3 protein-coding genes, 5 pseudogenes and 1 other annotated feature are annotated in these 7,245 nt (G+C 41.6%); of the genes and pseudogenes, 4 read left to right on the plus strand and 4 right to left on the minus strand.

The features are described 5' to 3' along the window. Positions 1–66: 66 nt before the first annotated feature. From EI162_RS14940 to EI162_RS12720, 3 pseudogenes are all read left to right on the plus strand, one after another. Positions 67–243, plus strand: a pseudogene (locus EI162_RS14940) (hypothetical protein); the annotation flags it as partial. Between the two features lie 108 nt (positions 244–351). Beyond that, positions 352–543, plus strand: a pseudogene (locus EI162_RS12710) (type I restriction-modification system subunit M N-terminal domain-containing protein); the annotation flags it as partial. Positions 544–947: 404 nt separating this feature from the next. Continuing rightward, positions 948–1,372 (plus strand): annotated as a pseudogene (locus EI162_RS12720) (IS3 family transposase); the annotation flags it as partial. Between the two features lie 504 nt (positions 1,373–1,876). Here the strand turns inward: EI162_RS12720 and EI162_RS12725 are convergent. After that, complete coding sequence (locus tag EI162_RS12725) at positions 1,877–2,941, minus strand: 2,3-butanediol dehydrogenase (protein ID WP_192524698.1); 1,065 nt, start codon at positions 2,939–2,941, stop codon at positions 1,877–1,879. 274 nt (positions 2,942–3,215) lie between these two features. Here EI162_RS12725 and EI162_RS14680 point away from each other — a divergent pair. Next, positions 3,216–3,347, plus strand: a pseudogene (locus tag EI162_RS14680) (IS3 family transposase); the annotation flags it as partial. Between the two features lie 209 nt (positions 3,348–3,556). On the opposite strand, the pseudogene EI162_RS14685 reads toward EI162_RS14680, so the two are convergent. The 3 genes and pseudogenes from EI162_RS14685 to EI162_RS12740 form a co-directional block, all read right to left on the minus strand. Further along, a pseudogene (locus EI162_RS14685) lies at positions 3,557–4,056 on the minus strand (transposase); the annotation flags it as partial. Beyond that, positions 3,665–3,781: a sequence feature (AL1L pseudoknot), on the minus strand. Its footprint overlaps the pseudogene before it by 117 nt. Positions 4,057–4,297: 241 nt before the next feature. After that, positions 4,298–6,259: an oleate hydratase gene (locus EI162_RS12735; protein WP_192524700.1), complete on the minus strand. Its 1,962-nt coding sequence runs from the start codon at positions 6,257–6,259 to the stop codon at positions 4,298–4,300. Positions 6,260–6,365: 106 nt separating this feature from the next. Further along, the gene (locus EI162_RS12740; RefSeq protein ID WP_058023642.1) at positions 6,366–7,019 is read right to left on the minus strand and encodes an HdeD family acid-resistance protein; all 654 of its coding nucleotides are present in this window, start codon (positions 7,017–7,019) and stop codon (positions 6,366–6,368) included. Positions 7,020–7,245 lie beyond the last annotated feature (226 nt).

Genomic DNA, 7,245 nt, shown 5'->3' on the forward strand with positions numbered 1-7,245 from the left:
TCATCGAGTCGTTAGTTTACCAAGTTTATCTCTACGGTTTCTTCAGCATAGCTCAATCGGCAACTTGAGAAAACATTACAGTTGATAGTTCAACGTTCAATTAATTGGCCTACCGATGTCTATCTAAACAAATTTGGAGTAGTAAAGAGAATGAAGCACCCATCATTCTCATTTAAATCAACTGAAACCAATATCGAATTTGACGGATGGTTAAACCGACTAACCAGTATTTTAGAAATTTGATCTCCGTTTAAATAAAAAATTGCTATGGTCCAGTTATTATCAACGAATCAAGCATTGTAATACCCACTTTTTAACCTGTTCCTCTTTTATTTCTATAGGATTCTTATCATGACAAGTACCCAACAACGAGCCGAACTACACCGCCAAATCTGGCAAATTGCAAACGAGGTTCGTGGCTCAGTCGATGGCTGGGACTTTAAGCAATATGTACTGGGTACTTTGTTTTACCGTTTTATCAGTGAGAACTTTTCCAGTTATATCGAAGGGGGTGATGAGAGCGTCAATTATCCCCCTATGGCAGGATAGTTGTCACCCCTAAAGAATAATCCAAATGGGGGCATCAAGGACACATCATGCCACGTTATAGTGACGAACGTAAACAAGCCATACTCAGCAAACTACAACCCCCAAGCAACATGAGCGTTGCTGCAGTATCAAGAAGTGAAGGCATCGGCTTACAGACCCTGTATAATTGGCGCAATCACGCCAGAGAACAAGGTCAGCCCATGCCCACCAACCACCATACCCCAGATAACTGGACCAGTGACACCAAACTTGCCACCGTTATTGAGACTGCCGCCCTAAGCGAAAGCGAGCTTAGTGAATACTGCCGCAACAAAGGCCTCTATGTCGAACAAATCAAAGCTTGGCGAGCCTCTGCCCTACAAGGCTTTAGTAGCAGCAAACAGCAAAGCCTCAAAGACAAGCGTCAACAACAAACAGACCGCAAGCAGATTAAGCAACTCACCCGAGAGCTTGCCCGAAAAGAAAAAGCCCTAGCTGAAACTGCCGCCTTATTGGTACTGCGAAAAAAGTTGGATGCGTTTTGGCAAGAGCACGAGGACGACTGACCTCACTTTCAGAGCGCAAGCAGTACATCAACTGGATCCAAGAAGCCAATGGATCAGGGGCAAGACTCACTCTGGCCTGTTGTGAGGTTGGCATCAGCATACGCACCTACAGGCGCTGGTATAAAGCGGGTCAAGTGAGTGCTGACCTGCGTCCTGATGCCGTGCGCCAAGCCCCGAGGAACAAACTGACGCAAGCTGAGCAAGCTGTCATTATAGCCGTCTGCAATCAGCCTCGCTTTGCCAGTCTGCCGCCCACCCAAATCGTACCCACCTTACTTGTATTTCAGAATAGCTATGGTCACCTTTTAAGAGACTTGCGATGATTTGCTGCTTCTCAGTACCGCGTGCAAAACCTTGCATCTGACGACTATAGTGGTCTTCATAGTGAACCACCCCAGGATTGTCGTAAACTTAGCGTCTTATGAGGATGTACTAAGTGCTAACTTCGAAATAATTGAAATGCTTATGCTAAATGATGACAAGAAAAGCCTAACCAATTTAACGAAGAACCAGATATTAAAAACCTTGTCTGTATGACAAACAAAAACAATACCTCTGGGAGTTGACTCCCAGAGGTATTGTTTTGTTTAGTCCTTCGCTATGATTCTGGTAAAATCTTTAGGTACCGTCATAATCAATTGGCACAAGTACTTTAAATCGCTTTAGGAGTGTCACCGTGTGTCTAAGGTTTCCTAGGTAAATTTGGGCAACTTGAGGTTTGGTTAATTCTAACGTGCGGATTAAAACCACCTAGCTAGCCAGATATCCCCTTGCCTTACTGTTTACAGGTTTGGGTTCACAATAATTTTCACTGCTGATTCATTGTTGTGAATTAAAGTCTCAAAGCCTTTAGCAATCAAATCATCCAATTTGATACGTTGAGTAATAAAGGGCTCAAGGTTCACTAAGCCATCTTCGACCAATTTGATGGTTTCTTGATGATTGTTTACATAACCAATAGTCCCACGTACATCGAGCTCCTTCATGACTACGCTATGTACATTTACGGAAGCTGGGTGGCTCCAGATAGAGACAATCACAACCACACCAGTAGGTTTAGTAAGTTCAACCAGTGAGTCCAATACCTTATTGACGCTGGTGCATTCAAAGGCCACGTCCACACCGCGGTTATCCGTAAGCTTCATGACTTCTTCAGGCAAATCTATTTCAGTCGGATCTAAAATGTAATCGGCAACCTCACTTTCTTTAGCCTTCTCTTTGCGCTTGGCACTCAATTCAGTGAGAATGACGGTAATACCTTTGGCTTTTAAAACGGCAGCCAATAACAATCCAATCGGACCACCACCACCGACCAAAGCGACATCACCTGCTTTGGCACCACTGCGCACAAAAGCATGATAGCCAACGGCTAACGGTTCAATCAAGGCTGCTTGATCTAATGGGATTTTATTAGAGATAGGATGTACCCAGCGACGCTTGACCGCAATTTTTTCAGACAAACCACCACCGCGACCACCAAGACCAATGAAGTTCATATCTTTTGATAAGTGATAATTCTCACCAGGCGCGGTAGACACATCATCGGCAATAATATATGGTTCAACCACGACATGCTGACCAACCTCAATATCATCAACACCCTCACCGATAGCATAAACGACCCCTGAGAATTCATGACCCATAGTGATTGGGGCAGACTCTCCTGAGATGGGGTGAGGATGACCGCAAGGGGGGATAAAAATAGGACCTTCCATAAACTCATGCAAGTCAGTACCACAGATGCCACACCAAGCGACATCGATTCCAACGGTACCCGACTCTACAGTAGGCTCTGGAATATCTTCAATACGAATATCGCCTTTGTCATAAAAACGTGCCGCTTTCATATAAATCTCCTTTGATTGTCATTAGAAAAAAATATTGGATGGTGCATCAAAAATTATGCTGGCATCAAACGTAGCCATAATAGATGATTGTAAATATTTGGCTGAGCAGATACAACGTAGGCCTAGATGCCCTAACCTCAAAATCATTATCCACTGCCAAAGCACGATTGCAACCGTGAGCTACACACATATAAGCCTAAAAGAACGATATCAGATTTATGGCATTAAAAGGGCATAACATGGCAGTCAATTTGTAGCAGAAGCTGTCAGAAAGATAGCAGACAACAATCGTAACTTGAGCGCAACTGTTCAGCAGCTCGGAATAGAGATGCAAACGTTATCTAATTGGCAGAGTAAAGCGAATAAAGGCAATCTCAAAGGCTGTGAGCAATATGACCCACAATTATCAACTGGTGTATGATGTCAATTCCGTAGAAATGAGGTGAGCTCTATCTCATAGCTGGTACTGCACCCAGAAGAGTCAGGTTTGTTCAGCATGCCCTTTGCTATCAAGTCATTGAACCAACCCGACTTTATCGGAGGTTAATTTACCTGAGTCAGGCAGAAATTACTAACAAGGTAGGATTGAGTCTCCGACAATCCTGGGGCGGTTCAGTCCTGCCAAATACGTTTGATTTCACTGATATAATAGTCGTCATGCTGACTGCGCAGTGAACGCTTTTCAGGGCAGCACTCCATGTCTTTAGCACGGTAATAGGTTGACGGGGCAATCGGTAGTACTCTACAGATGGCTAGGGCCCCGTATTCTAGCTTGTTATTATCAATAAATTTGACCATTACTTGAGTGGACGGTCGAGCTCCGCCTGGGCGAAAAAAGCGGCAGCCTTGCGTATAATTTCATTGGCTTGCTTTAGTTCTTTGTTCTCACGTTCAAGATCTTTGATACGCTGCTCTTGGCTTTGAGCTTGTAATGATGCAGGGATAGTTTGGTCTATGTGCTTTTTATGCCATGATCGCAGGGTCTCAGGCGTGCAGCCAATCTTAGGAGCAATGGCTTGAATGGCTGATCATGTAGAGGGATAGTCGCTTAATGCTTCAATCAGCATGCGAACGGCTCTTTCTTTAATTTCGGGAGTGTAGTTTCGTGTTTTCATTGTCGTATTCTCTCAGAATATTAAGTCTCCGACAATCCCGGGGTGGTTCAAAACCTCTTATTAGGTGTCCTAAATTAGTTGACCACTACAAGCATAGCTCACCTAAGCCTAAAGTCATGAGTGCGCTTGGTAGAAAGTGATTTATTAGCGAATAGAAAAAGGCTCCCAAAAGGGAGCCTTTTTTATGATATGTACGTTGCCTAAAGCAATAGAGGTATTAAGCTGTGCAATCTAAAGGAGCTTATTTACGCCAAAGACCTTTAATAGACTCCCAATACTCTGAAAAAATAGAGTCATTACGCTTAGCCTGTTCCTGACTGTTTAGATGGGTAGGTGGCAAGATATGCTCATAATAGGTATCTTTTAAGAGCTTACGTAATAAGCCTTCTCCAATAAATCCTTTACCATCATTTAACGTATTTGCCGCACGTAATAAGTGACGAATGTCATATTGAGATGGGTCTATATCAGGTACCTGTTTTTTTATATCAAGTAGACTATATACCGCAACTCTAGCCGTACGAACGGAGCTTTCGACGGTGAATACCACATCGTTTTTAGTTTCGACAAACTGTCCTACTAAGCCTAGATTAGTACAACCTTGCGGTACAATTTCAGGACGGTCGCCCTGCGCACGTACCATGAACTGTGAGGTAATATATGGCATATAGGTAGATTTAACAATGGTATTGTCAACCACGCCGTCTAACCCATCGATAATACCAAGGTGATGGCAAAGCTCTGCTAAAATCTCATTACCTGTACATTCTGGCATTGGTTTCTTAATATAATTGCCATCTTTATCCATCAGCAAACTATACACCCAAAGTACTAAGGTGTCCTTTGGTTGATCAGGGAAATGCGGCTGACGGTTACAAGTAAAGCTCATTACCCAGTTAGAATCGGTAAAGGTGACGATACCACCTGTCGCTGTTTTACCTGAGTATGGATCATTAACAGACAGCTCTTTAACCTTATCTACCAATGCAGAAGGCTTACAAGTCAGTGTGGCTGACATCCATGCAGACTCATTCACATTACCATTGAATTTTCCAGGATGACCAAAGACGCTGGACTTATGAGCAAGATTGTTCCAAAGCGTCCAACCTTTTGATTGCCCTTGATTGTCTAACATAGCATCTAGGTTTGGCGCAGAATCGTTATCACCATATCGTGTATCATCAGTCATTGTGCCTGTGGTTGCTACTACATAATCATTCTCTGTAATAGTAATACGGGTAGGCTTACCACCTACTTCTGCAATGATGGCTTTGACCGTTTTGGTTGGCTCATTAGCTGAACCCTTAACAGATTCATGGTCATCAGCTTGATTAAACTCAATATCTAAATCCGTCACCGAAGTATCGTATTGGAATTTAACCCCTTTTTCGATGAGATAGTTACGTAGCGGTACGATAAACCCATCATATTGATTGTATTTTGGAAATACTAGCATCGACATATTATGCAGACCATCTAAGTCATGCAAAAAGCGGTGCATATATAGTTTTAACTCAAGCAAGCTGTGCCATTTTTCAAAGGCAAACATGGTGCTCCAAAGTATCCAGAAGTTACTTTCAAAGAAGCTGTCGCTAAAGTAATCATTGACTCGCACATCATCTAATTCTTCTTTGCGTTTTAGTAGTAGACGTATCAATGCTAATTGGTCAGATTTTTTTAGAGTAACACCATTCGTTTCTTTGATTTTACCTTGCTGATGTACCAAACGAGCGATTGAATAGTTAGGATCATCATCGTTAATCAGTCTATATTCATCTAGTACGCTGTATGGCTCTGGCATCTCTACTGCAGGAATATCTTGGAAGACATCCCAAAAGTTCTCGTAGGTAAATTCCATCTCACGGCCACCACGTATGATGTAGCCATTCTTAGCATTACCTGAGCCATCCATGGAGCCGCCTGACACCTCTAGTTGCTCTAAAAAGGTGATATTTTCTGCCGGTACTTTACCATCACGAATGAAGTAGTAAGCACTGGATAAGCCCGCGATACCACTACCGATGATATAGACTTTACTGTCCTTATAAGCGTCGGTTGGTCTACCGATATTGCGTTGATAGTTGCCTATTTTGTCAGCAAACGGCAAGGTGTTTTGTGGGTAGTGGTGTGGATAGGCTTTATTAGCATCTGGCTGATGTGGAAAGCTGTCGATAGTTTTTTGTTTTTCATTAGTCTTTTTCATTATTATCCCCTTAGTGGGTTAAAGAGTCTTATGACTCAGTGTTGTTTTAAAATGAAGCTGCTATTAACTTAAATATTTATAGGTCAGTGACCAAATGAGAATGTAGTTATTGTTTACTGTTTAATACGTTATTAATTTCTTGTGATACTAAATTGAACCTACTTCTTAGTTCATTAGAAATATTATTTGGTAAGTCTTTTAGTCTTTTTAATTTAAAAGCAAGGTACATGCTGAAAAAGCCACTGGTTATCAGGGCTAAGCCAGTCCATATAACAACTGTCATGCCACCAAGTATAGGGTTAGATAATAAGATAAAGGAGAAAACAATACCGACAACCCCTATTACTGTTAAATACCCCCAATCAGAAAAGCCATATTCTTTTAACTCAAATGAATGGCTGACAGCACTAATGGAACGAAACAATACTAAAAAACCCACATAAAAAAGCAGGGTAGCTTGCGATACTGCCGGGTTAACAAACAAAAGAACACCAACAATTAACGTTAAAATCCCAAGGACTAAAAACCAACCCCAATTATTAAGTACCTCCTTATTTAATAAAGAAAATGCAATTTCAGAAGCGCCTGAAATAATGAAAGATATGCTGAATAAAATAGCGAGCGCAGCATAAGACTCAAGTGGTGAAACAAAGGTATATATCCCGGTGGCAATAAAAATAATGCCAACGACAAGTGGAATATACCAATGATTAATAGTTTTATTGATGGTGCCGAAGATATTTCTAGTGATTGAACTCATTTTTAATCTCGATATCTATGTATGTTGCAAAATAACGGCTTGATATAATATTAATTGTCTTTAATGCAAAAAAGCTACGAGGTAGATCGTTGTGATCTATCTCATAGCTTTTTGGCGCAGGTCGTGAAAAGCGTTAAAACATAGTCTACATGCTGCTCAATAAATTCATCAGAAAAAGGGTCTTTCCCAGATAATCTTGCAAATTGAGGGGCAAAGGTATAAATAG

The organism is Psychrobacter sp. FME6, from assembly GCF_014861365.1.
Lineage (GTDB): Bacteria > Pseudomonadota > Gammaproteobacteria > Pseudomonadales > Moraxellaceae > Psychrobacter.